The following is a 24,101-nucleotide window of genomic DNA, read 5'->3' as shown; positions in this document are numbered from 1 at the left end:
TGGTAGACACGCCAGCTTCAGGTGCTGGTGACCTTACGGTCGTGGAAGTTCGAGTCTTCTCCTGGGCACCAATTTCGAGTTTGAGACTAGATCAGTTTCAAGACTCACACAAAAACCCGCGAAAGCGGGTTTTTTGCATTCTGCCCCCCGCTTTTTCTGAAATTGATTTATTAAAATCAAATCAGGGGTTTACAGATCAAAAGGCGCTCCGTATAGTGCGCCACATCAACAGCGGCGACGCTGAAGATGAAGCCCAGATGGTGAAATTGGTAGACACGCCAGCTTCAGGTGCTGGTGACCTTACGGTCGTGGAAGTTCGAGTCTTCTTCTGGGCACCAATTCAAATTCAAGGTTACGATCTTGAATCTCACAAAAACCCGCGAAAGCGGGTTTTTGCGTTTCCGGGGTTTGGAAAACCTGAATCCCAACGCCTATCAGACCCACCCCTCCCCTGCAAGGCGCACTTGAGAAACAATATCGTTTATCATTGTTGCAAGTTTTTGCAATGCGACAGTGAGGAACCCTGCGAATGATGTTTCGAAATACCCTGCGCCGCGGCTTGACCTTCACCCTGCTCGGGCTGGCCCTCGCCACTCCCCTCGCCCAGGCTGCCGACACGGTTTCCCTGACGCTCTACAACGGTCAACACAAGGAAGTCGGCGACGCGATCGCCAAAGCCTTCGAAGCCAAGACCGGCATTCACGTCAATGTGCGCAAGGGTAGCAGCAACCAGCTCGCCAGCCAGATCATCGAAGAAGGCGACCGCTCACCTGCCGACGTCATCTACACCGAAGAATCCCCGCCGCTGAACAACCTCGGCGAGCAAGGCCTGCTGGCCAAGGCTGACGATGCGACCCTGGCCGTTCTGCCGAAAAAATACGTCGCCGGCAACGGCACCTGGATCGGCGTCACCGCCCGGGTTCGCGTGGTGGCCTTCAACCCGAAACTGATCGACGAAAAAGATCTGCCCAAATCGGTGCTGGATTTCGCCGATCCGCAGTGGCAAGGCAAGGTCGGCTTCGTCCCGACCAGCGGCGCGTTCCAGGAACAGGCCGTGGCCATCATCAAAAAGCACGGTCGCGAAGCCGCCGAAGAATGGCTGACCGGCCTGCGCGCCTTCGGCAAGACCTACAGCAACAACATGGTCGCCCTCAAGGCGGTGGAAAACGGCGAAGTCGCCACCGTGCTGGTGAACAACTACTACTGGTTCGCCCTGCAGCGGGAGAAAGGCCAGCTTGATTCCAAACTGCATTACTTCACCGGCGGCGATGTGGGTGGCCTGATCACCGTGTCCAGCGCAGCCGTGCTGAAATCCAGCAAACATCCAAAAGAAGCCCAGCAATTTCTCGCCTACATGGCCAGCGAAGAAGGCCAGCGCGTGATCACCCAGACCACCGCCGAATACCCGCTGCACAAAGGCATGGAATCGGATCGCGGCCTCAAGCCATTCAGCGAACTGGAAGCGCCGGATGTCACGCCGGCCGATCTGGGTAATGCCGAAGAGGCGCTGGAGCTGGAACGCGAAGTTGGCCTGAACTGATGACCGCATCGTTATCCGCCCCCGCTACACGCGGGGGTTACGTACCACGGCGCAAACGGCCGTCGATCTGGCTGGTGCTGCCGGTTTTGCTGCTGGTGATCATGAGCCTGTTGCCGCTGGCCTACGTCGGGATCAAAGCCTGGCAGGCGGGCTGGTCCGAGGCGCTGCACTTGCTGTGGCGCCCGTATGTGTTCGGCCTGCTGCGCAACACGCTGGCGCTGATGGTTGGCGTGACCGTAACTTGCGGCGTGATCGGCCTGTCGCTGGCGTGGCTGCTGGAGCGCAGCAATCTGCCGGGCCGACGGCTGTGGGGCGTGATTCTTTGCCTGCCGTTCGCGGTGCCGGCGTTTGTCAGCAGCTTCACCTGGGTTTCGCTCAGCGCGCAGTTCGAAGGACTCGGCGGGGCCATTCTGGTAATGAGCCTGTCGAAATATCCGCTGATCTTTCTGCCGGTGGCCGCCACGCTGCGCAATCTTGATCCATCCCTTGAAGAGTCGGCTCGCACCTTGGGACAGAATCGCTGGGGCGTGTTTTTCCGCGTCACCCTGCCCCTGCTCTGGCCTTCCTTGCTGGCCGGTTCGCTGCTGATTGCGCTGCACATGCTGGTGGAATTCGGCGCACTGTCGATCATCGGCCTGCAAACTTTCACCACCGCGATCTATCAGCAATTCGAACTGGAATTCAGCAATGCCAACGCGGCGATGCTGTCGGCGGTATTGCTGGCGCTGTGCCTGATGCTGTTGTGGCTGGAGTTGCGGGTGCGCGGCAAGGGACGACATGTACGTACCGGCCAAGGTGCGGCGCGTCGGGCTGAACAAGTGCGACTGGGACCTTGGGCGATCGCCGGTCAGCTGTATTGCCTGATGCTGGCGATTGTCGGCAGCGGGATTCCGCTGGGCATGCTGGCCTACTGGCTCGCCGTGGGATCGTCAGCGGCATTCCCGGTTGCGGCGATCACTGAAGCCTTGCTGTCTTCATTGGCGCTATCGCTGGGTGGCGCTGGATTGTGTCTGGTGCTGGCAGTGCCGGTCGGATTGCTGGTGGTGCGCTACAAAGGCCAACTGGCGATCTGGGCCGAACGCCTGCCCTATCTGCTGCACGCCCTGCCGGGATTGGTAATCGCGTTGACGCTGGTGTATTTCGCCCTGCATTACGTGCCGGCGCTGTACCAGACTTCCGCGTTATTGCTGATTGCGTATGCACTGCTGTTTCTGCCGCTGGCTCAGGCGCCGATCCGCACGGCGTTGAACAAGGCCGCGCCGCAACTCGAAGAAGCCGCCCGCACCCTCGGCGCCTCCTCGTTCACGGCGTTCTGTCGGGTGACTTTACCGATCATCTTCCCGGCACTGGGCGCAGCCTTTGCGCTGGTGTTTCTGGATGCCATGAAAGAACTGACGGCTACATTGCTGCTGAGTCCGACCGGGCTCAACACATTGGCGACTGAAGTCTGGGCGCATACCGCAAATGTCGAGTTCGCAGCCGCAGCGCCTTATGCGGCGTTGTTGATTGTGGTGTCGGGATTGCCCGTCTACCTGCTGACAACCCGGATGTATTTGAGCCGATAAAAAAATCGCAGCCGAAGCTGCGATTTTTTTGCTCGCACTATCAGGCCCGGAACTGCCCCAGACTGGCCTTGAGCTGCGCCGCCAGACCATCCAGCACCTTGCCGCTGGCCGTGGTCTCGACCACCGCCTGTGCAGCTTTTTCGGCCTGGGCATGAATCGTTTCGACCCGCCCACGCACAGCCTGCGCGCCCTGCGCCTGATGCGCCGCTGCCTGAGTCGCCAGGCCAATCGCCGCATGCACCTGCTCGACCGACGCCTGCACCGACTGCTGCAGTCGCGCGCTGTCACGCAGCACCAGCAAACCTTCGCTCGCTTGACGCCCAGCCTGACCAATCGCCTCCACCGCCTCACGGGCGCCCTGCTGCAGGGCCACGATGTGCGCCTGAATGTCGCCGGTGGAGCTTTGGGTCTTGCTCGCCAGCGCCCGGACTTCATCCGCCACCACTGCAAACCCGCGACCGGTCTCGCCGGCCCGGGCCGCTTCGATGGCCGCGTTGAGCGCCAGCAGGTTGGTCTGCTCGGCGATGCCGTGAATCACGGTCAGCACCACTTCAATCTGCTCGCTCTGCTGTGCCAGCCGCTCAATGACTTTCGCCCCGGTATCGACCTGCCCCGCCAGCGCCTCGATCAAGCTGCCGACCTTGGCCGAGGTGCGAGTGTTCTCGTCGGTGGCCTGACGAATATCGACCACCTGCTTCAACGCCGCCTGCATCGCATGGCTTTCCGACTGAGCCTCATCGGCCATTTGCGACAGCGCTCGCAGGCTTTCGGCCACTTCATCACGCTGCATCCCGGCCGCTGCGTCGGCCCCGGCGTTGCGCAGGGTCATGGCGCCGATTTCCACACCGGTGCGCTGAGCCACATCCCCGGCCTCGCGCACGATCGGCTGCAACTTGTCCACAAAGCGGTTGACCGCCGAGGCCATGTCGCCGATTTCGTCCTTGCTGTTGATCTGCACGCGTTTGGTCAGATCACCCTCGCCTGCGGCCAGGTCATCCATGGCGGCGTTGAGCATTTTCAGGCGATTGACGACCCGATGACCGAGCACCACCGCCAGCAGCAACAGCACCCCGGCCCCCACCAGCGCCAGGCCCATGCCGATACGCCAGCGCAGCGTTGCAGCAGCATCCTGCACGGTACTGGTGGTGTTGGCTTTCATTTCGGCAGCTGTGGACTGCGCCGATTGCAGGCGAGCCTGCATGGCGGTGGCGCTGTCGGCAGCGGCGCCCTTGAGGCTGTCACCGACCAGTTGATCGCTGCTGGCAATCAACGCCGTGAAGCGTTGATCGAGCGCCGCCAGATCGGTTTCAACCGAGGCGGTCGAGACACCCATCAGCACCTTGCCGATTTCCACGCCATTGGGGTTGATCGAGGCTTCGAGGTAGTAGACCGACGGATCGTTCTTCGCCGCATCCAACACCTTGTCCAGCGCCCGCTCGCCCTGGCCCTTCTCCAAAAGGGCCTTGTTGATCGGGTTTTCGCGATTAAGGTAGCGGGTCAGATGCTGGCCGGTGGCGTCGTCATACACCACGAACAGCACGTTGGGATTACGCTGGGCCCGGCGGGCGAACTCGGAGAGGGTCGGCACGTCGCTGTCCCACATGGCACGGGGCGCCACGGAGGCCAGCAGTTGGGCCATGTCATTGGCCGAATCCTTCAGGTCTTTTTCCAACGTCGCACGCAGCTGCGCCTGCTCTTCCTTCAGACGCGAGGAAAGACCGGCGGTGAGACGCTGACGGGTACTTGAGGAGAGGTTGTCGAGACTCGACGTGACTTCGCGCCCGGCCTGCTCCAACTCACCGGACAACTTCTGGCTGTCGGCGCCCAGGCGAGTGCCGAGATCGGCTTCCAGCGCGGTGACGGTGCTCCGCGTCAGGGCGACGGCCACCAGCACTTGCACCAAAAGAGCGATACCAAGGGTAACGAACACGGGCCGCAACAGACGGCTTTGTAACAGTGAGAGAACGGCTGACACTTTGAATCCCTCTACGTCTGACGCCATTAATTTGATGGCACTCTTGTAGACAGAATCACAGCAAAGGTCATGCCGTCCAACAGGCATAAACGACAAAGGCCCCGATGAAGGGGCCTTTGTGTTTTTACATCAACGACTTATCAAGCGAACGGATGACGCAGAACGATGGTTTCGTTGCGGTCCGGACCCGTCGAAATAATGTCGATCGGCGCGCCGATCAACTCTTCAACGCGTTTGATGTAGGCACGAGCGTTAGCCGGCAGCTCTTCCAGGGTCTTGGCGCCAACGGTCGATTCGCTCCAGCCTGGCACTTCTTCGTACACAGGCTGCAGGCCCACGTAGCTGTCAGCGTCAGTCGGAGCAACGGCATTGCCTTGCGCGTCTTTGTAGCCGGTGCAGATGTTGATGGTTTCCAGGCCGTCGAGTACGTCCAGCTTGGTCAGGCAGATGCCCGAGATGCTGTTCACATCAATAGCACGACGCAGGATAACGGCGTCGAACCAGCCGCAACGACGGGCACGGCCGGTGGTAGCGCCGAACTCGTGACCTTGCTTGGCCAGGTGCGCACCGACTTCGTCGAACAGCTCAGTCGGGAATGGGCCCGAACCTACGCGAGTGGTGTAAGCCTTGGTGATGCCCAGGATGTAGTCCAGGAACATCGGACCAACGCCCGAACCGGTCGCCACGCCACCCGCGGTGGTGTTGGAGCTGGTCACGTACGGATAGGTGCCGTGATCGATGTCGAGCAACGAACCCTGGGCGCCTTCGAACATGATGTCTTTGCCGGCGCGACGCAGGTCGTGCAGCTCGGCAGTCACGTCCAGCATCAGCGGCTTGAGCAGCTCGGCGTATTCCTTGCACTCGGCCAGAGTCTTTTCGTACTCGATGGCAGGCTCTTTGTAGTAACCGACCAGCATGAAGTTGTGGTAATCCACCAGTTCACGCAGCTTGTCTTCAAAGCGCGGCATGTTGAGCAGATCGCCAACACGCAAGCCACGACGTGCAACCTTGTCTTCGTAAGCCGGGCCGATGCCGCGACCGGTCGTACCGATCTTCAGCTCGCCGCGGGCCTTTTCACGGGCCTGGTCCAGCGCCACGTGGAAGGACAGGATCAGCGGGCAGGAAGGGCTGATGCGCAGGCGCTCGCGCACCGGTACACCCTTCTCTTCCAGCTTGGTGATCTCGCGCAGCAGGGCGTCAGGTGCAACCACCACGCCGTTGCCGATCAGGCACTGCACGCCTTCGCGCAGCACGCCCGAAGGGATCAGGTGCAAGACGGTTTTTTCACCGTCGATCACCAGAGTGTGACCGGCGTTGTGGCCACCCTGGTAGCGCACTACGGCGGCAGCATGTTCGGTCAGCAGATCAACGATCTTGCCTTTGCCCTCATCACCCCATTGGGTGCCCAGGACTACGACATTCTTACCCATAACACTTGTCCTCATTCGCGCAAACTTGGTGCCGGCGTCAGCCGGCAGGAAAACTCAAGAAGCCAGTGGCGATACTTGCCAAAGCCCGTTCTGCTGGATCAATTGCCGGTCGCAGTCCGCATCACGGGCGGCGGCCAAAGGTTGTCCAGGCAATGCCTGAACGACACGCTGACCCTCACTGCGCAACTGGCAAACCTGCTGCCAGAGTGCCGCATCCGTACTGTCAGGCATCCAGATACCGCCAGACGGTAGCTCGATCTCAGCACGCCCCAGGGTCACCAGGGTTTTCAAATCGGTGGAGAAGCCGGTGGCCGGACGGGCGCGACCGAAGTCGGCGCCGATGTCGTCGTAACGACCGCCCTGGGCGATGGACTGGCCAACACCCGGCACGAATACCGCAAACACCACACCGGTGTGGTAGTGATAACCGCGCAGTTCGCCCAGATCGAAGTACAGCGGCAGCTCCGGGAAGCGCACCGACAGACGCTCGGCGATCGCCAGCAAATCTTCCAGCGCCGCCAGTACCGGCGCCGGCGCATTGGCCAGACGCTCGCGGGCAGCGCTCAGCACTTCACGGCCGCCGCACAGGTCGACCAGCGCGCGCAACATGCCGGACAGATCGGCCGGCAGGCCTTCGGTCAAGGTAATGACCTCGTCGATGGCCTTGCGTTGCAATGCATCGAACAACTGCTGCTCGACTTCACCCGACAGACCGGCCGCCTGGGCCAGACCGCGGTAGATGCCGACATGCCCGAGGTCCATGTGCACGTCCGGCACGTCGGCCAGTTGCAGCATGGCCAGCATCAGGCTGATGACTTCAACGTCGCTGCTCGGGCTGGCATCGCCGTACAACTCGGCGCCCAGTTGGATCGGGCTGCGCGAGGACGACAAGGCACGCGGCTGGGCATGCAGCACGCTGCCGGCGTAGCACAGGCGGCTCGGGCCTTCGCGACGCAGGGTGTGCGCATCGATGCGCGCCACTTGCGGCGTGATGTCGGCACGGAAACCCATCTGCCGGCCCGATTGCGGGTCGATGACCTTGAAGGTACGCAGATCCAGGTCCTGGCCCGCGCCGGTCAGCAGGGATTCCAGGTACTCGATATGGGGAGTCACGACAAACTCGTAACCCCAGCTCTGGAACAGATCCAACACCTGACGACGCGCAACTTCAATGCGCGCCGCTTCCGGTGGCAGTACTTCTTCGATGCCATCTGGCAGCAGCCAGCGGTCTACCGTTGCCATTACGCCATTCCCCTTAGATCCGGGCGGCCAGCCCGAGGGCGAGCCTTGAGTGAAGCAGAAAATGACCGGCCCGTTCAAAACGCACGCGCATGAACGACGCGGCGAAAGGCCTGTTACCGGCTTCGCCCATCACTTTCCTCGAAAAACTGTCGGGCCATTCAACCCGATCTTCTGCAACAAAAACAGCAATCAAACGTGCAGACGCAAAAAAGCCGGGAATTTCCCGGCTGCCGCATCATACACACGTTTTCCCAAAGGATCACCCCGCCCTAGGTATTAGCCGCCGGGCGGAATGATTCAGGTCAACGTCGTATCAAGGCTTGGACTTTTCCAGGTAACGGAAGAAGTCGCTGCTTGGGTCGAGGACCAGGACGTCGGATTTGTTCGCGAAGCTTTCACGGTAGGCACGCAGGCTACGGTAGAAACCGTAGAATTCCTGATCCTGGCCGTAGGCCTTGGAGTAGATCGCAGCGGCCTGGGCATCACCGTCACCGCGAATCTCTTCGGATTCACGATAGGCTTCAGCCAGCAGCACACGGCGTTGACGATCGGCGTCGGCACGGATGCCTTCGGCCAGCTCGTTACCCTTGGCGCGGTGCTCGCGAGCTTCACGCTCACGCTCGGTGCTCATACGTTCGAACACGCTGCGGTTCACTTCTTTCGGCAGATCGATGGCCTTGACCCGGACATCGACCACTTCGATACCCAGCTCCTTTTCCGCCATCTTGTTCAGCGATGCGGTGATGTCAGCCATCAGTGCATCACGCTCACCGGACACGACTTCGTGCAGGGTGCGCTTACCGAACTGGTCACGCAGACCCGATTCCAGTCGACGGGACAGACGCTCGTCAGCGATCTGCTTGAGGCCGGACGTTGCGGTGTAGAAGCGCTCGGCATCTTTCACGCGCCACTTGGCATAGGCATCGACCATCACGGCTTTCTTTTCCAGCGTCAGGAAGCGCTGTGTCGGTGCATCCAGCGTCATCAGACGTGCGTCGAATTTACGCACCTGGTTAACGTAAGGCACTTTCACATGCAGACCTGGCTGAACATCAGCCTGAACCACGCGACCGAACTGCAGCAACACCGCACGCTCGGTCTGAGCCACGATGTAGAAACAGTTCCAGCCAACCAGTACCACGACAACGCCAACGATCAGGGCGATCAGCGATTTATTGCTCATCAGCGGGTCTCCCTTGTACGCGACTGCGGCACGTCAGTGACATGCGGCGTGACGTCCGTGTTGTTGCTGGCGGCAGCCGAACCGGTGACCGGTGCATTGCTGCCCGAACTGTTCTGAATCATTTTGTCCAGCGGCAGGTAAAGCAGGTTGCTCTGGCCGTTCTTGTTGCCGGTCACGAGAACCTTGCTGGTGCTGCTGAAGACTTCCTGCATGGTGTCCAGGTACAGACGCTGGCGAGTGACCTCGGGCGCCTTGCGATACTCGGCGACCAGCTTGGTGAAGCGATCCGCCTCACCCTTGGCGCGCGAGACCGTTTCGTCACGGTAACCGTTGGCATCTTCAAGGATGCGCTGGGCCTGACCACGGGCTTCCGGCACCACGCCGTTGGCGTAGGTTTCAGCCTGGTTGCGCGAACGCTGCTCGTCTTCACGGGCGCGGATCACGTCATCGAAGGCTTCCTGCACTTCACGCGGTGCCGCTGCGCTCTGTACGTTGACCTGGGTGACGGTGATACCGGTGCGATAGGTATCGAGGAAACGTTGCAGACGCTCCTTGATCTCGCTGGCCATCAGCTCACGACCTTCGGTCAGCACCTGGTCCATCGCGGTGGAACCCACCACATGGCGCAGCGCACTGTCGGTCGCATGTTGCAGGCTGATTTCCGGCTGGTCGACGTTCAGCACGAAGTCCTGCAGGTTGCTGATCTTGTACTGCACGGTCAGCGGCACTTCGACGATGTTCTCGTCTTCGGTCAGCATCTGGCCCTGCTTGGTGTAGGCACGCTCACGCGTGACGTTCTCCATGTACTTCTTGTCGATCGGCGGGAAGTAGATGTTCAGGCCGGGACCGACAGTCTCGTAGTACTTGCCGAAGCGCAGCACCACGGCCTGCTCCTGCTCGTCCACGACGTACACCGCGCTGTACAGCCAGACGGCCGCCAGCACGACAAGGCCGATGCCGAGCAGGCCGCCGAAGCCGCCGCTCTTGCCCGAGCCACCACCGTCATCACCGCGTTTTTTTCCACCACCGAACAACCCGTTCAGGCTTTCCTGCAGCTTTCGGAAGGCCTCGTCGAGATCCGGCGGTCCCTTGCGGTCGCCGTTGTTGCGACGCTTGCCACCCCAAGGATCCTGATTGTTCGAGTTGCCACCCGGCTCATTCCAAGCCATAGCGCTCTCCATCTGATAAAGCAAAGACGCACCCACGGCGCGCCGACCAATGCTACAGAATGCCTGCCGTTGCGGCACAACCGCTTTGCCAGGCTTTTATTGCAAAGTGTGTTGCTCGATGAACTCCGTCGGCACAACGCCTTCACGACTGACCAGTCGATTGAGCTCCGAGCGTGGCAATCGAACGGCCAGCAAGCTGACCCCTTCTTCGTCGTGTTCTTCTTTCTGTACCGCGCCCAACTCGAAGAACTGTGCACGCAGACGCGCGAACCGCTGAGGCAGGCGCAGGGTTCCCACGAACAGGTCACTGCCCAACAACTCGGCAATCGCCTGCTCGAGCAATTCCAGACCGGTGCCATCACGCGCCGACAGCCAGACCCGCTGGGGCTTGCCGTTTTCATCGCGCTGGATTTGTGGCTCAACGCCTTCAAGCAAATCGAGTTTGTTATAGACCTCGAGGATCGGCAAGTCCTGGGCACCGATCTCGCCCAGCACCACCATCACCTGCTCGATCTGCAACATGCGATCCGGTTCGGCCGCATCGATCACGTGCAACAGCAGGTCGGAGTTGCTCGACTCTTCGAGCGTAGACCGAAATGCCTCGACCAGTTTGTGCGGCAAGTGGCGGATGAAGCCCACGGTGTCGGCCAGGACAATCGGCCCCAGGTCGTCCAGATCCAGACGGCGCAGGGTCGGATCGAGCGTGGCGAACAGCTGGTCAGCAGCGTACACGTCGGACTTGGTCACGTTATTGAACAGCGTGGATTTACCGGCGTTGGTGTATCCCACCAGAGATACGGTAGGGATATCCGCACGCGAGCGGCCGCGACGCGACTGTTCGCGCTGGCTGCGCACTTTCTCCAGCCGGCCCTTGATCTGACGCAGGCGAACCCGCAGCAGTCGCCGGTCGGTTTCGAGCTGGGTTTCACCCGGGCCGCGCATGCCGATACCGCCACCCTGACGCTCAAGGTGAGTCCAGCCGCGAACCAGCCGGGTGCTCATGTGGTCAAGCTGGGCCAGTTCGACCTGGAGCTTGCCCTCATGGGTACGGGCGCGTTGGGCGAAAATATCGAGAATCAGACCGGTACGGTCGATCACGCGACACTCGAAAACACGTTCGAGGTTACGTTCCTGACTGGGCGTGAGGACGTGATTGAAGATCACCAGATCAGCTTCTTCGGCGTGGACCAGGTCGCGCAGTTCCTCGACCTTGCCGCTGCCAATCAGGTATTTGGCGGTTGGCCGATGACGCGGCACGTTAAAAAACGCAACGGTCTCGGCGCCAGCCGAATTTGCCAGTTCCTGAAACTCCTGCGGATCTTCGCGCGCCTCAGGGTCCTGTCCATCCAAGTGAACGAGGATGACTCGTTCACCACCACCGTGGCGCTCAAAGAACAAAGGAGACTCCTATCAGGCGTTACCTGGCTCAGCGTCACCTGCTTCGGATTCGGTTGCGCTTGGCAGACGAATTGGACGAACCGGCACGACTGTAGAGATAGCGTGTTTGTAAACCATCTGGCTGACGGTGTTCTTCAGCAGGATAACGAACTGGTCGAACGACTCGATCGTGCCTTGCAGTTTGATCCCGTTCACCAGGTAGATGGAAACCCCCACTTTCTCTTTACGTAAAGTATTCAAGTAAGGGTCTTGTAGCGAATGCCCTTTTGACATGTGCCGCACTCCTTTAAGGATTCAATATAAAAAATAGGTAAACAGATGGCTTTTGCCGCCACACCCCCAAGGATAGACGGCAATTGCAAGGACTCAGCTCAATATGGAGATCGTCCCAAGGTATTTCAAGGCGCGTGGCAGATTGTCGCAATCCAGACTGTCGAGCCAGTGTAAATCTTTCCAGCTGCGCAGCCAGGTGAACTGGCGTTTGGCCAATTGGCGCGTGGCGATGATGCCCCGTTCCTGCATCTCGGCCGACGTCAGCTTGCCATCCAGGTAGTCCCAGACCTGGCGGTAGCCTACCGCACGTATAGACGGCAACCCGGCATGCAGGTCACTTCTATTACGCAGGGCTACGACCTCGTCGATGAATCCCTGTTCCAGCATATTTGTGAATCTTTGTTTAATGCGCTCGTGCAATACCTGCCGATTAGTTGGAGCAATCGCCAGGTTCGCGACAGTATAGGGCAATTGTTGCAGTCCCGATGCGGACGCTTCGGTACTTTGTACAGATTGTTTCAGCCGCAGCTCAGTCATGCTCTGACCGCTGACCCGGTAGACTTCCAGCGCACGACTCAGTCGTTGTGGATCGTTCGGATGGATGCGTGCTGCAGACTCCGGATCGATGACCGCCAACTGATCATGCAGGGCCTGCCAGCCAAGGCGTGCAGCCTCTTCTTCGATCTGCGCGCGAACCTCGGGATCGGCCGCCGGCATGTCCGCCAAACCGTCGATCAAAGCCTTGTAATAGAGCATCGTGCCGCCCACCAGCAGCGGAATTTTTCCGCGTGCGGTGATCTCGGCCATGGCCTCCAGCGCATCACGACGGAAATCCGCTGCCGAATAGGCTTCGGCCGGGTCGAGAATGTCGATCAGTCGGTGCGGAAACTCCGCCAGCAGCTCTTTGGAAGGCTTGGCGGTGCCGATGTCCATGCCACGATAGACCAGCGCCGAATCGACACTGATCAGCTCGCACGGCAGCACCTTGGTCAGCTCGATGGCCAGATCGGTCTTGCCCGCAGCGGTCGGGCCCATCAGGAAAATCGCTGGAGGAAGCTGACTCATTAACGACCGCGCAGGAACAGTTTGTCCAGATCGTCCAGGCCCAATTGGGTCCAGGTCGGTCGGCCATGGTTGCACTGACCGCTGCGCTCGGTATTTTCCATGTCGCGCAGCAGGCCGTTCATTTCCGGCAAGGCCAGGCGGCGGTTGGCGCGAATCGCGCCGTGGCAGGCCATGGTGCCGAGCAGTTCGTTCAAATGTGCCTGGATCCGGTCGCTGGTACCGTATTCCATCAAGTCCGACAGGACATCACCGACCAGCCGGTTGGCTTCGGCCTGTTTGAGCAGGGCGGGGATCTGCCGGATCGCCAGGGTTTCCGGGCCAAGGCGCTGTAATTCAAAGCCAAGGCGCTGGAACCATGCCGCATGTTCTTCGGCGCAATCGGCCTCGCGCTGACTGACCGCCAGCGATTCCGGCACCAGCAGCGGCTGGCCGCTCAGGCCTTCGCTGGCCATCGCGATCTTCAGGCGCTCGTACATGATCCGCTCGTGAGCGGCGTGCATGTCCACCAAAACCAGGCCTTGGGCGTTCTCGGACAGAATATAAATGCCCTTGAGCTGAGCCAGCGCGTAGCCAAGCGGCGGAATGTCTTCCTGACCGGCCGGCAATGCATTGGCATTGGCCTCGGGCAGCGGCGCAAAAAACTCGCGGTACGCGGCCTGGGCCTCGGCTACCGGCACGGTCGATTGCGGACGTGGCGTGTATTGATACTGATAAGCGCCGCCAGCGCTGGCACCCGACGAGGTATTGAACGCCGGTTGCGCCTGCGGCTGCTCCAGCAACGCGTTGGCCGCCAGACGCATTTCGCCCTGCGGCCCGAACTCACCGGCTTCAAGGCCGGTCGGCCGGACGATCGCGGTGGTGACCGAACCGGCAAGCTGATCTTCCGGCCGCACATCGCCGAGGGCACGGTGCAAGGTGCCATACAGGAAGTCATGCACCATGCGCCCGTCACGGAAGCGCACTTCGTGCTTGGTCGGGTGCACGTTGACGTCGACCGCTGCCGGATCGACCTCGAAAAACAGTGCGAACGTCGGATGCCGGCCATTGAACAGCACATCGCGATAAGCCTGACGCACCGCGTGGGCCACCAGTTTGTCGCGCACCGCACGGCCGTTGACGAAGAAATACTGCAAGTCCGCCTGACTGCGGTTGAAGGTCGGCAGACCGACCCAGCCCCACAAATGCAGGCCATTGCGTTCGATCTCGATCGGCAACGCCTGCTCGAGGAAGCCTGAACCGCAGATCGCCGCCACACGCCGGGCGCGCGCCGCATCATCGTGGGCTTCGTGCAGGCTGAGGATGGTCTTGCCGTTGTGGCGCAAATGGAAAGCCACGTCGAAACGCGCCAGCGCCAGACGCTTGATCACTTCTTGCAGGTGATCGAATTCGGTTTTTTCGGTCTTGAGGAATTTGCGCCGTGCCGGTGTATTGAAGAACAGGTCACGGACTTCCACCGAAGTGCCGACCGGGTGCGCCGCTGGCTGCACGCGGGGCGCCATGTCGCGGCCTTCGGTCTCGACCTGCCAGGCCTGATCGGCGTCGCGGGTGCGCGAGGTCAGGGTCAGACGCGCCACGGAGCTGATCGAAGCCAAAGCCTCGCCCCGGAAACCCAGGCTCATCACCTGTTCAAGGTCTTCCAGGTTACGGATCTTGCTGGTGGCGTGACGGGCCAGGGCCAGCGGCAGGTCATCGGCGGAAATACCGCTGCCGTCGTCGCGCACTCGCAGCAGTTTGACACCGCCCTGCTCGACATCGACGTCGATACGCTTGGCGCCGGAGTCGAGGCTGTTTTCCAGCAGCTCCTTGATCACCGAGGCCGGGCGTTCGACCACCTCACCGGCGGCGATCTGGTTCGCCAGCCGCGGGCTGAGCAGTTCAATGCGGGCAGCGTTCAGGACCTGATTCATTCTTTGGACGCCAGTTCGGTGCCGGGAATGGTCAGGTGCTGACCGACTTTCAGATCATCGCTTTTCAGATTGTTGGCGCTGCGCAACGTGGCCGGCGAAATCTGATACCGCACGGCAATCATCGCCACGGTCTCACCCGGGCCCACCCGGTGATCACGCGGGCCCTGAGCGATCTTGCCCGAATCACGCAACCAGGCGATGTAAGTGCCCGGTGGCGGATTCTGCTGGAAGAACTGACGCACGCCGCTGCTGATCGAACGCGCCAGCGCCTGCTGGTGGCTCGCTGCCGAGAGTTTGTTCGCTTCGTTGGCGTTGGAGATGAAGCCGGTTTCCACCAGGATCGACGGGATGTCCGGCGATTTCAGCACCATGAACCCGGCCTGTTCCACGCGCTGCTTGTGCAGCGGGGTGACCCGGCCAATATTGGTCAGAACCTTCTGGCCGACGTTGAGGCTGGAGGTCAGCGAGGCGGTCATCGACAGGTCGAGCAGAACGCCGGCCAGCATGCGGTCCTTGTCGTCGAGGCTGACGTTGCCGGCACCGCCGATCAGGTCGGAACGGTTTTCGCTGTCGGCCAGCCAACGGGCGGTTTCCGAGGTGGCGCCACGATCGGACAGGGCGAACACCGACGCACCAAACGCGGCCGCAGAAGGCGCGGCGTCGGCGTGGATCGAGACAAACAGATCGGCGCCCTTCTTGCGGGCAATCTCGGTACGGCCGCGCAGCGGGATGAAGTAGTCGCCGGTACGGGTCAGTTCGGCGCGGAAGCCTTTCATGCCGTTGACCTGACGCTGCAACTCGCGGGCGATCTGCAGTACCACGTCTTTTTCGCGCTGGCCGCGAGATCCCGATGCGCCCGGGTCTTCACCGCCGTGACCGGCATCGATGACCACGATGATGTCGCGCTTGCCGGCCGGGGCCGGTGGCAGTTTGATCGCAGGTTCAGCCGGCGTGACAGGCACCGCCGGTACGGTAGCGACCGACGGCGTCGGCGCAGGCGGTGGTGCCGCGTCTGCCGGGTTGTCGAACAGATCGACCACCAGACGGTTGCCATACTGGGCGTTCGGCGCCAGCGAGAAGCTTTTCGGAGTGACCGCTTTTTTCAGGTCGATGACCACCCGCAGGTCGGTCGGCGTGCGCTGGGCCGAACGCATCGCAGTGATCGGCGTATTGGCGGTCTGCACATTGAGCGGCGCGCCGAGGGTGGCGCCGTTGATATCGATCACCAGGCGATCCGGCGCAGTCAGCGTGAAGACGCTGTGTTGCACCGGGCCTGTCAGGTCGAACACCAGTCGCGTGTTGTCCGGCGCCCGCCACAGGCGCACGCTGTTGACCTTCGTCTCGGCCACAGCGTTGACGGTTACTGCCATCAACATCAGTCCAACGGCAGCCACCAACGCGCGAAAGCGCATACCTAACCCCATCATTCAATTGGTTTCCAATGCCAAAGCGGCACACCAGGCCTCGCCGCGCGAGCCCTGGGATAAAATGGTCAGCGAACGTCCGCTGTCTTGCGGGCTAATGGTAATGGTCAGGTCAGGCTTTGGCAAAAAGCCTGCACCTTTATCGGGCCATTCGATCAGGCACAGGGCGTCGTCTTCGAAATAGTCGCGGATGCCGAGAAACTCCAGTTCCTCCGGATCGACCAGACGATACAGGTCGAAGTGAAAAGCGCGAACGTCACCGATCTCGTAGGGCTCGACCAGCGTGAAGGTCGGACTTTTCACCGCTCCCACATGCCCCAGACCGCGAATGATGCCCCGCGACAGCGTGGTTTTGCCCATCCCGAGGTTGCCTTCGAGAAAGATCAGGCCATGGCCCTGGGTGATACGGGCGATGCGTGCGCCAAAGTCGCTCATGGCCTGTTCATCGGCCAGGTACAGGGTTACTTCAGACACGGTGCATGCTCCTCCAACAACTGACGAATGGCTGGAATCAGATCACTGGCCGCCAGCCCACGGCCGAATTTACCTTGGTGCAGACCGGCGTTGGCGTGCAGCCAGACTGCCAGACTCGCGGCGTCAAAACCGTCCATGCCCTGGGCCAGCAACGCGCCGATCAGGCCCGCCAGCACATCGCCGAGCCCGGCAGTGGCCATCGCCGGATGGCCTTGATGACACAGCGCCAGACGACCATCGGGATGAGCAATCAAAGTGCCCGCCCCCTTGAGCACCACCACCGCTGTGTATTTTTTGCTCAATGCCAGCGCTGCCGCCGGACGATCAGCCTGCACTTCGGCCGTACTGATCCCCAATAAACGCGCTGCTTCCCCCGGATGCGGCGTGATCACGCAATCCTTGGGCAAACGGACAAAACCTGAGGCCAGCAGGTTCAGCGCATCGGCATCCCACACCTGCGGCAGCGCTGCATTGGCGGCGGCCGACAACAGTGCCCGCCCCCAAGCGGCCTGCCCCAGCCCCGGCCCGACGACCAGCACCGACACCTTTTCCAGCAGCCCCATCAATTGATTGGCCGAAGAGGCGCCCAACGCCATGGCTTCCGGCACCCGGCTCAATGCCGCTGGCACATGTTCCGGGCGAGTCGCCAGCGATACCATCCCGGCGCCACTGCGCAGCGCGCTTTCGGTGCTCAACAGGATCGCCCCGCCAAAACCGTGATCGCCGCCGATCAGCAACACATGACCGAAACGCCCCTTGTGCGCAGCTGGCGCACGTGCAGCCAGACGCGGAAGGTTAGTCACGTTCAGTCGGCGAGCGGCGACAGGAATGTCACTGAAGGTTTCGGCAGAGGCCTGCAGATCGTTAAACAGCAGTTCCCCGACGTGATCCGCCGCTGCGCCCGTGAACAGCCCGAGCTTCAGGCCGATGAAGGTCACGGTGAGGTCAGCGCGCACCGCATGACCTAACGCATGACCGGTGTCGGCGCACAACCCGGAAGGGATATCGACCGCGACCACTGGCAGTCCGCTGGCATTGATCGCCGCAATCGCAGAGGCATAAGGCTCACGCACCTCACCGCTCAGACCGGTGCCGAGCAACCCGTCAACGACGATTCCGCGCAACTCGCAGGAAGGATACCAGGGGGCTATCACCACGCCTTCGGCCACGGCGTCGGCATGCGCTACGGCCGCATCACCCTGCAATCGCTGCGGATCACCCACGGCCACTACCCGAACCTGCCAACCGGCCCGACGCGCCAGCGCTGCCACCAGGTAGCCGTCACCCGCGTTGTTGCCGTGCCCTGCCAGCACCGTCAATTCGTTAGCAGATGGCCAATGTCGAACCAGCGCGCGCCATGTGGCATGGGCCGCGCGCTGCATCAATTCGAAGCCCGGAGTGCCGGCAGCGATCAGCCGCGCATCGAGTGCCCGCACCTGCGTGGCGCGGTACAGCGCGTCGGGTATTTCATCTTTCGTGTGCGGCATGCGTCTTCGGGCTCCGATGTCTGGCAGAATTATACGCACCTCAGCTCCGGTTTCTCTCGCCTCATGTCCGCCATCACCACAGATCTTCCCGCCCTCGCCCGATCCATCAAGGACTGGGGCCGCGAGCTGGGCTTCCAGCAAGTGGGCATCAGCGGTCTGGATCTGGCCGAGCATGAGCAGCACCTGCAGCGCTGGCTCGAGGCCGGCTATCACGGCGAAATGGATTACATGGGCGCCCATGGCAGCAAACGCTCGCACCCTGAGGAGCTGGTGCCGGGCACCTTGCGCGTGGTGTCGCTGCGCATGGACTACCTGCCGGGCGACACACAAATGGCGCAATTGCTGGGCAAACCGGAAAAAGCCTACATTTCGCGTTATGCCTTGGGCCGCGATTATCACAAATTGATCCGTAAGCGCGTTCAACAACTGGCGGACAGGATTCAATCCGAAATCGGTCCGTTCGGTTTCCGAGCCTTCGTCGACAGCGCCCCGGTGCTGGAAAAAGCCATCGCCGAGCAGGCGGGGCTGGGCTGGATCGGCAAGAACACTCTGGTGCTCAATCGCAAAGCCGGCAGTTATTTCTTTCTCAGCGAACTGTTCGTCGATCTGCCGTTGCCGGTGGATGAACCGCACAGCACCGAACATTGCGGCCGCTGCACCGCATGCCTCGACATCTGCCCGACCAACGCTTTCGTAGGCCCCTACGTGCTGGACGCGCGACGTTGCATTTCCTACCTGACCATTGAGCTGAAAAATGCCATTCCCGAAGACCTGCGCCCGCTGATCGGCAACCGCGTGTTCGGCTGCGACGACTGCCAGATCTGCTGCCCGTGGAACCGCTTCGCCAAACCCTCTGGCGAAAGCGATTTCAAGCCACGGCACAACCTCGACAATGCCGAACTGGCAGAACTGTTTTTGTGGGATGAAGAGAAGTTTTTGAGCAGCACTGAAGGATCGCCTTTGCGGCGTGCCGGGTATGAGCGCTGGTTAAGGAATCTGGCGGTGGGGCTGGGCAATGCGCCTTCAACGATTCCCGTGCTGGAAGCATTGAAGGCACGACGGGATTATCCGTCAGCGTTGGTCAGGGAGCATGTGGAGTGGGCGCTGGAACGGCACTCCCGACCTTCAGACCCATAAGGATGAGCCAAGTTTTACCTGCGCGTTGTATCAATGGTTTTAGCGGTTTTCATCATCGTGTTGGTCTGCCCGTCGGACAAATGGCCGCCCGCCTGCAAGACTTTGCAAACTCTCTGCTTACTGTCCTCTATAAAGTAAATACGCTCCCCACGTCCTTTCGTACTCGCAAAAAAAACATGCGACACTTTTCTTCCACTGCCGATGGGTCCGAATTCCTCGTACAGCATCCCGGACTCCGCGGCTGCCTGGCTGGCGGACATATTGCTTTCCACGTTTTGGTAGAACCTTTCAGCCATTTCCTCCCTGGCATCAGTGGAGATATAGCTTTTCTTGGCTTTCTGCAATTGCCAGGGTTGAACCGCCACTTCCTCCGAGGGCGCCTTGGCTTTTTTGGCTGCTGCCTTGGCGCCTTTTCCACCCGCCTTCAAATATTGCGCGGCGTTGCCTGCCCCCTTGCTACTGAGTCCTTGGCTATAGGCTGAAACCAACTTATTGCCAGCATTCAAAGCAGCTCTTGCACCAGCCGCCAGACCTGCACCGAGCGAAGCCAGCCCAAGACCGAAACTGATCCAGCCCAGTATCTCACCTGCTTGAGAACCCGGTGCCACCTCATTGGTCACCTCACTGGCAATACCCGCCAAGCCTGAGGCAACGGCCAGCCCCAATGCCGCCGCTGCCAATGGCGTTGCCGCGCCCATCGTCAGCACGCTGGCAACAACTCCGAGAACGCCGAGCCCGATGCCCAGGATCGATTGCCAGGATATATGCCCGGTAGGGTCGACACGATTGACAGGATCGCCCAGGCAATAACTGTAGGCATTCAATCCGCCCGCGCCGAACGGACTCATGCTGTCCGGGGCAAGAAAACGCATCAGTGTCGGACTATAGGCTCTGTAACCGTTACCCAGAAGATACAGCCCGGTAACGGGATCCAGCTGCTCGCCGTTGAACCCCGCCAGACTGAACAAACCACCTTCGGCTGGACGACGCCCGTAAGGGCTGTAGGCGCAATCGGTGAGCTGTTCCTTGCCCAGCGTTGCCAGCACACTTTGCTGCTGATCGGTGCCGAACAGCTGCGTACCGGCGTTCAAACCGAGCTGCAGTTGCCCCACAAGCGCTCCACCGTGACGCACGATACTGGATGAGTTTTCACCACTCACCTCATTGGCGACCCGGCCTGCGCGGTAGTAACGCTGCGCAGTTGCCTTATCGGGTTGCGACAGTTCAACCAGATCGTCGAAACCGTCGTAATGATAGCCGCGAATGACTGATCCCCCTGCGCTGGACAACTGCTCAAGACGTCCGAATGCGTCGTAGGCCAGAGTTCGCGCCTGGTCGTCCTTGATCATCCTGCCATTGGCGTCGTATTCCAGCGTCACTGCGGGCGGATAGTCGGCATGAGAATGCTTGACTGCGCTGAGTTGTACAGGATCGGGATTGTCATAACTGAAGGTGGTCAGATTCACGCCCAGTGGGAACTTGGTCTGTACGGTAAGAATGTTATCCAGCGCATCGAAGGTGAACGTCTGCTGGAGAATTTCCTTGCCATACGGATCGCGAGGCTTTTGGGTGCCGGCACAGTCGTACTGGATCAGACGCCCGCGCACATCGTAGGTAAATTGTTCATCACGCAAAATTTGCGTGCCACGCCTGGACACTTTCTGCGCCAGTTTGCCGGCAAGCGTATAAGTCGATTCCAGCGTCTGGTCGGGCTGCCCCTTGATCTCGAATGTACGGCGGATTTCACGACCGATATCGTCATAGGCAAACCGGGTGATCAACTGCCGCTTGATCGACGTTTCTTCGGCTTTCGTCCAGTCCAGCATTCCCGTCTGGGTGTCGTAATGGAATTCGGTTTTCAGCGTGCCCTGCGAGGTCGATAGCAGGCGGCCATACTGATCGTATTCGGATGTGCTTTCGGCTCCGAGTACATCGACATGGGCGATGGGTCGCCCCTGCAGGGACCAGGTACTGGAAGTTGCTTTCGTGATCGCGCCGAAGGTCGTTGTTTCTGACTTGAGGCGTCCGGAGGGGTAATAGTTAAAACTGCGCTCCTTGCCATTTTCATTACAGGTCAAGGGATTGCCACTGGGGTCATAAGTCATGGTCGTGACCAGTTCCCCTGCCTTGCGCTCAGTCAGCAGACCACCCAAATCGCGCAAATATGTGAATTCGGTTTTTTTGCCATCAGCACTCTTGTGCCACTGTGGCTGAGTAAAGCCCGCTTCATAACCCGCCTCGGACTCTCGTCCGCCGACGGTACTTTGTATCAAACGATCCAGGCCATCATAAGTTTTCTGTCCCAGCACTTTGTCACCGACCTTGATGCTGATCGGTAGCCCTTCATCGCTATGTTCGGCGTAATCGGCCACCACCACACTGGCGTCTGGCAGGACAGTGCGAATTATCCGGTCAAAAACGTCGTACTCATATCGAGTGGTATTGCCGACAGGATCTGTCTCGCTGGTTGTGCGCCCGAACCCGTCATAGGTGTAAACGGTTTTGCCAAGACTCCTGTTCTTCAGATTGAAGCTCTCGATGGTGAGCGGTTTACCGAAGTCATTGACGTGGGTGATTGTTTTGCCCATCCCCTGGAGCCAATTGGTTTGCTGGCGAAGGACCGGATCGATCTCGCTGTGTTCGACACGCCCATCAGCATGCAGCGTCTTGTTGACCTGGCCCCAGGAATCGAATTCGTAGCAGGTGCTGACCGGATAAGGCTTGCCATCACGCCAGTCGGTCAGCGTCACTTGCACCTTGTGACCGACCGAATCGTGCAGGGCAGAATAAAGCGTGCGAGTCGGGATAAGCCCGTCCTTGTCGGGATGGTCACAGTCCTTTTCCTGAACGGTGATCACCCGCTGCATACCGTCACAGGAGACTTTTTGCTCGCCTCCGACAGGATCCGTGGTCACCATGGTGGCCGGCTGCTGCTTGCTGGCAGCAAGATAAACCCACCGGATAGCAGCCATATAAGGGGTGCCGGAAGCAACCGTTTTGCACACGACTCGGCCGATTGCGTCGTATTCATGTTCGATGTGCTCGCCATCGACACCGACTTCAGACGTCTGTAATCCGGTCAACGTCGAGAGCACTTTCTCACGGGTCTGCACCGCGCCGTCAAATCCGCGTGTGCTGGACTTGACCCGCAACCTGTCACCTTCAAGTTCATAGGAAAATTCGGTCGAGGTTTTTTTATCATTCAGGGTGATACTTTGCTCTTTTGTGGCCCCGTGCCTAAGTGGGTCCTTTGGCGAGTTCAGATAACTGCGTTCAGTTTTCGAACGCAAGACTTCAACACCATCCACAACTTCAAAAAAACGCTCCCCAACCGGTAATACGAAGGCCAACTCCGCGCCTTCCAATGCGGGATGCAAGGCATGGTCGTAGTACGTGACTGTCGAGGCGCCACCCTCCGCGGCAGCGCTGACCGTCCTCTTTTTCGGGAACCTGGAGAAACCCAGCGGATCCTCCGGGCAATTATCTCCACCGCTTACCGGATAAAATTCCGTCGAAGTCATCACGCCACTTGGCTCAACATACTTGAGCAAGTTGCCTTCGTGATCGAACTCGGTGACGGTGGTTTCAACGCGTTGCCGCTGGGTGCGCCGATCGAGGTGAGTCACCGTTTGGATTTTCGGCATGCGGAACTGAGCCAACTGCTCATTGAAAGGTCTGGTGACGGAACAGTGATACTCCGTGGCGATAGTGACCTGGGCGTCGCCACAGGTTGTAACCTCAGCCACCAACAGATGAAACTTGTTGTAAGTGCGTTTAATCCGAGTATGTACTTTGCCGTTTACCAACAACTGCTCGTCCGAGGTGTAGACATAATTGCCGGGCGCCAGATAGAGCGGATCCAGATCATTATCCTTGGCCGGGAGGAGGCCCTGCCCAAGGAAGTTGTGATCGGAGTACGTGTAGCTTTTGCAGAGTCTGGGTTGATCGCGCCCAGGGTAGGTGTCGTGAGCGATAACAAACGGCAGTGTCTGTTCCACGCCATTCACGAAGCTATGACCGTGGCGCTTGTAGCGAATGATTTCGATGCCGCGCAATGGATTGACGACGCGGTGCAAATAGCAGGCCTTATCGATAACTTCATATTCCAGCTCCCAACCTTTACCGACCGGAAGCTCAATCGCCGTTACCCGAGCGTTCTTCAAAATCAACTTGTAGGCGGAACTGGATGAGGTATCAGGATGCCGGGTCAATGTGACTTGTCCAGCATTGCGTGTGATTCTCAACAGGCATCGTTTGTCGTCACGGACCTCGCTCAACCTGGGGTACTGGTTGAACAACTCGTGCTTCAACGAAATGCTTACACCGTTCGCGGCGATTATTTTTTCCGCTACAGCGACTTGAGTGCCAGCCAGGACTTTTAGCAGCTCACGCCGACCATCCTTGTATCGAACTTCATAGCGCCCTGCTCCAGTGACTGACACCTTTGCCGTTTGCAGTTTCATTTCCTTGAACTTCAGACCGGTAGACGTCTCGACAGCCTTGTAACGCTCGCCGTTGGACAATGTCATGATTTTGCTGCGCACGTCATAATTTGTCACGGTCAACGACCAGCCAATGCCAAAACCGGAGTCCGCCTGATTGAGCGGATTGAAGCCCATTGAAAGTGCAAGCTCAGGGCCATTGAGGTCCGCCGAGTGCAACTTTCCCAACGAAAAGGAACACGTGTACATGCCCGTGCGCGGATCAACGCCCCCGGAAACAAATTCACCGAAGTTAAAAGCGTTTGAATGAACAGCGGAAGATAAATTACTTTCCATAGAAAAAATCTCCTTTATTCCAGATGAAGATAGGGACAAGCCAGGTTGACCAGC

16 protein-coding genes and 1 tRNA gene are annotated in these 24,101 nt (G+C 59.9%); 4 read left to right on the top strand and 13 right to left on the bottom strand.

Going from position 1 to position 24,101, the window contains the following annotated elements; translation table 11 throughout:
* The first annotated feature begins 251 nt into the window (after positions 1 to 251).
* The 3 genes from ACTJK9_RS10045 (at position 252) to ACTJK9_RS10035 (ending at position 3,105) form a co-directional block, all read left to right on the top strand.
* A tRNA-Leu gene (locus ACTJK9_RS10045) sits at positions 252 to 338 on the top strand.
* Positions 339 to 529: 191 nt separating this feature from the next.
* On the top strand, positions 530 to 1,540 hold the full coding sequence (locus tag ACTJK9_RS10040) for an extracellular solute-binding protein (protein ID WP_064593107.1): 1,011 nt from the start codon (positions 530 to 532) through the stop codon (positions 1,538 to 1,540).
* Positions 1,540 to 3,105 carry an ABC transporter permease gene (locus tag ACTJK9_RS10035; protein ID WP_221398578.1) on the top strand — a complete coding sequence of 522 codons (1,566 nt, stop codon included), beginning with the start codon at positions 1,540 to 1,542 and terminating at the stop codon, positions 3,103 to 3,105. The genes ACTJK9_RS10040 and ACTJK9_RS10035 overlap by 1 nt, the downstream gene beginning before the upstream one ends.
* Positions 3,106 to 3,145: 40 nt before the next feature.
* Here ACTJK9_RS10035 and ACTJK9_RS10030 read toward each other — a convergent pair whose 3' ends face one another.
* From ACTJK9_RS10030 to ACTJK9_RS09975, 12 genes are all read right to left on the bottom strand, one after another.
* Positions 3,146 to 5,080: a methyl-accepting chemotaxis protein gene (locus tag ACTJK9_RS10030; protein ID WP_039766777.1), complete on the bottom strand. Its 1,935-nt coding sequence runs from the start codon at positions 5,078 to 5,080 to the stop codon at positions 3,146 to 3,148.
* 140 nt (positions 5,081 to 5,220) lie between these two features.
* Entirely contained in the window at positions 5,221 to 6,510 is a 1,290-nt protein-coding gene (locus ACTJK9_RS10025) for an adenylosuccinate synthase (protein ID WP_064379102.1), read from the bottom strand.
* Positions 6,511 to 6,564: 54 nt separating this feature from the next.
* On the bottom strand, positions 6,565 to 7,752 hold the full coding sequence (locus tag ACTJK9_RS10020) for an ATP phosphoribosyltransferase regulatory subunit (protein ID WP_011332186.1): 1,188 nt from the start codon (positions 7,750 to 7,752) through the stop codon (positions 6,565 to 6,567).
* A gap of 313 nt (positions 7,753 to 8,065) precedes the next feature.
* Positions 8,066 to 8,935: a protease modulator HflC gene (hflC, locus tag ACTJK9_RS10015; RefSeq protein ID WP_007950723.1), complete on the bottom strand. Its 870-nt coding sequence runs from the start codon at positions 8,933 to 8,935 to the stop codon at positions 8,066 to 8,068.
* Complete coding sequence (gene hflK / locus ACTJK9_RS10010) at positions 8,935 to 10,104, bottom strand: FtsH protease activity modulator HflK (RefSeq protein WP_039766653.1); 1,170 nt, start codon at positions 10,102 to 10,104, stop codon at positions 8,935 to 8,937. The genes hflC and hflK overlap by 1 nt, the downstream gene beginning before the upstream one ends.
* A gap of 96 nt (positions 10,105 to 10,200) precedes the next feature.
* Positions 10,201 to 11,502 (bottom strand): ribosome rescue GTPase HflX, encoded by a 1,302-nt coding sequence (gene hflX, locus ACTJK9_RS10005; RefSeq protein WP_007950725.1) that lies wholly within the window; start codon positions 11,500 to 11,502, stop codon positions 10,201 to 10,203.
* Positions 11,503 to 11,514: 12 nt separating this feature from the next.
* A complete protein-coding gene (hfq, locus tag ACTJK9_RS10000; RefSeq protein WP_007902656.1) occupies positions 11,515 to 11,775 on the bottom strand; it encodes an RNA chaperone Hfq in 261 nt (86 codons plus the stop codon).
* A gap of 93 nt (positions 11,776 to 11,868) precedes the next feature.
* The gene (gene miaA, locus ACTJK9_RS09995; protein WP_085611059.1) at positions 11,869 to 12,840 is read right to left on the bottom strand and encodes a tRNA (adenosine(37)-N6)-dimethylallyltransferase MiaA; all 972 of its coding nucleotides are present in this window, start codon (positions 12,838 to 12,840) and stop codon (positions 11,869 to 11,871) included.
* Positions 12,840 to 14,747 carry a DNA mismatch repair endonuclease MutL gene (mutL, locus tag ACTJK9_RS09990; protein WP_039766643.1) on the bottom strand — a complete coding sequence of 636 codons (1,908 nt, stop codon included), beginning with the start codon at positions 14,745 to 14,747 and terminating at the stop codon, positions 12,840 to 12,842. Before mutL ends, miaA begins: the two co-directional genes overlap by 1 nt.
* The gene (locus tag ACTJK9_RS09985) at positions 14,744 to 16,123 is read right to left on the bottom strand and encodes an N-acetylmuramoyl-L-alanine amidase (RefSeq protein WP_371857703.1); all 1,380 of its coding nucleotides are present in this window, start codon (positions 16,121 to 16,123) and stop codon (positions 14,744 to 14,746) included. The genes mutL and ACTJK9_RS09985 overlap by 4 nt, the downstream gene beginning before the upstream one ends.
* Before the next feature lie 51 nt (positions 16,124 to 16,174).
* Positions 16,175 to 16,645: a tRNA (adenosine(37)-N6)-threonylcarbamoyltransferase complex ATPase subunit type 1 TsaE gene (gene tsaE / locus ACTJK9_RS09980; protein ID WP_007950729.1), complete on the bottom strand. Its 471-nt coding sequence runs from the start codon at positions 16,643 to 16,645 to the stop codon at positions 16,175 to 16,177.
* Positions 16,633 to 18,132, bottom strand: a complete 1,500-nt coding sequence (locus ACTJK9_RS09975) for an NAD(P)H-hydrate dehydratase (RefSeq protein ID WP_085611061.1) — start codon at positions 18,130 to 18,132, stop codon at positions 16,633 to 16,635. Before ACTJK9_RS09975 ends, tsaE begins: the two co-directional genes overlap by 13 nt.
* 63 nt (positions 18,133 to 18,195) lie before the next feature.
* On the opposite strand from ACTJK9_RS09975, the gene queG reads away from it, so the two are divergent.
* A complete protein-coding gene (gene queG / locus ACTJK9_RS09970; RefSeq protein ID WP_085611062.1) occupies positions 18,196 to 19,269 on the top strand; it encodes a tRNA epoxyqueuosine(34) reductase QueG in 1,074 nt (357 codons plus the stop codon).
* Positions 19,270 to 19,283: 14 nt separating this feature from the next.
* On the opposite strand, the gene ACTJK9_RS09965 is transcribed toward queG, so the two are convergent.
* On the bottom strand, positions 19,284 to 24,047 hold the full coding sequence (locus ACTJK9_RS09965; protein WP_440813602.1) for an RHS repeat domain-containing protein: 4,764 nt from the start codon (positions 24,045 to 24,047) through the stop codon (positions 19,284 to 19,286).
* Between the last annotated feature and the right edge of the window lie 54 nt (positions 24,048 to 24,101).

The organism is Pseudomonas sp. 22082 (assembly GCF_052046055.1).
GTDB lineage: Bacteria > Pseudomonadota > Gammaproteobacteria > Pseudomonadales > Pseudomonadaceae > Aquipseudomonas > Aquipseudomonas pharyngis.
The sequence above is the reverse complement of the archived record's forward strand: the minus strand, read 5'-3'. Positions and strand labels throughout refer to the sequence as shown.

What these genes read in the sequence shown, in the direction of transcription:
- ACTJK9_RS10025 (WP_064379102.1), bottom strand. Translation starts at nt 6,510, where the DNA reads ATGGGTAAGAATGTCGTAGTCCTGGGCACCCAATGGGGTGATGAGGGC.
- hfq (WP_007902656.1), bottom strand. Translation starts at nt 11,775, where the DNA reads ATGTCAAAAGGGCATTCGCTACAAGACCCTTACTTGAATACTTTACGT.
- mutL (WP_039766643.1), bottom strand. Translation starts at nt 14,747, where the DNA reads ATGAATCAGGTCCTGAACGCTGCCCGCATTGAACTGCTCAGCCCGCGG.
- queG (WP_085611062.1), top strand. Translation starts at nt 18,196, where the DNA reads ATGTCCGCCATCACCACAGATCTTCCCGCCCTCGCCCGATCCATCAAG.
- ACTJK9_RS09985 (WP_371857703.1), bottom strand. Translation starts at nt 16,123, where the DNA reads ATGTTGATGGCAGTAACCGTCAACGCTGTGGCCGAGACGAAGGTCAAC.
- ACTJK9_RS10040 (WP_064593107.1), top strand. Translation starts at nt 530, where the DNA reads ATGATGTTTCGAAATACCCTGCGCCGCGGCTTGACCTTCACCCTGCTC.
- ACTJK9_RS09975 (WP_085611061.1), bottom strand. Translation starts at nt 18,132, where the DNA reads ATGCCGCACACGAAAGATGAAATACCCGACGCGCTGTACCGCGCCACG.
- ACTJK9_RS09965 (WP_440813602.1), bottom strand. Translation starts at nt 24,047, where the DNA reads ATGGAAAGTAATTTATCTTCCGCTGTTCATTCAAACGCTTTTAACTTC.
- ACTJK9_RS10020 (WP_011332186.1), bottom strand. Translation starts at nt 7,752, where the DNA reads ATGGCAACGGTAGACCGCTGGCTGCTGCCAGATGGCATCGAAGAAGTA.
- hflC (WP_007950723.1), bottom strand. Translation starts at nt 8,935, where the DNA reads ATGAGCAATAAATCGCTGATCGCCCTGATCGTTGGCGTTGTCGTGGTA.
- miaA (WP_085611059.1), bottom strand. Translation starts at nt 12,840, where the DNA reads ATGAGTCAGCTTCCTCCAGCGATTTTCCTGATGGGCCCGACCGCTGCG.
- ACTJK9_RS10035 (WP_221398578.1), top strand. Translation starts at nt 1,540, where the DNA reads ATGACCGCATCGTTATCCGCCCCCGCTACACGCGGGGGTTACGTACCA.
- hflK (WP_039766653.1), bottom strand. Translation starts at nt 10,104, where the DNA reads ATGGCTTGGAATGAGCCGGGTGGCAACTCGAACAATCAGGATCCTTGG.